Origin of the sequence: Winogradskyella psychrotolerans RS-3 (assembly GCF_000427335.1) — a bacterium.
Classification (GTDB): domain Bacteria; phylum Bacteroidota; class Bacteroidia; order Flavobacteriales; family Flavobacteriaceae; genus Winogradskyella; species Winogradskyella psychrotolerans.
Window position 1 is genome coordinate 1 of the sequence record NZ_ATMR01000218.1, and the last position, 865, is coordinate 865.

Here is an 865-nt window from a genome sequence, read left to right on the forward strand (position 1 = left end):
GAAGACAATTGAAAACCCCCAGGCCGATCAATATGGGCAAATGCGCCTGCTCTTTGAAGTACGCAAAGCTGATGAAGATGATGACAAGCTGTATATCGTTGATGAGGCTTCCATGCTTGGGGATGTCAAAGCAGAAGAAAGCTCCTTTGCAAGCTTCGGAAGCGGTCACCTTTTGACAGATTTTCTGAGCTTGGTCGGTAAGAATAAAGTGATTTTTGCCGGAGATCCTTGCCAGCTTCCGCCTGTTGGGAGCCGGGAAAGTCCCGCACTTACTGAAAGCTGGTTTAGGTTGCAGGGTAGAAAGGTACAAAGTACTGAAATCACTCAAATCCTCAGACAAAAGCAGGATTCTGAAGTCTTGAAACTGGCTACCCGTATACGTCGAATGACGAGCCAAACTTTTCATAGTCGCTACGTAAAACTGCCTGCACTTTCCCGTACAGACATCTGTTTATATTCCTATGATGAAATGCTAAATAAGTACATTCAACATTTAAAAGCCAAAGGAAATGAACAAAGTATTGCCATCACCCTTTCCAATTTCAATTGCCTCGACATCAATTTAAAAGTGAGGCAACACCTGTACGGAAATGCCTATGCGCCTGTACAACCGGGCGATCTCCTGATGGTTACCCAAAACAACTACCTAATTCCTCTTACAAATGGAGACTTTGCAGAAGTATTAGAGGTGGGAGATCTGGTAGTTAAGAAAGGCATACACTTTCAGCATGTTACCATCAAAGCACGATTGACAGGGAAAACGTATGAGACCCTACTCTGTTTGGATCCACTCCACCGAGGTAGCCCCAACTTAATTCCTGATCAACAGCGCCTTCTAATGATCGATTTCAGTCAGCGAATGCAC

The 865-nt window shown here is 44.4% G+C and carries 1 pseudogene; it reads left to right on the top strand.

Annotated elements, in window-relative coordinates:
* Positions 1-865: pseudogene (locus ADIWIN_RS19220) on the top strand (hypothetical protein); the annotation flags it as partial.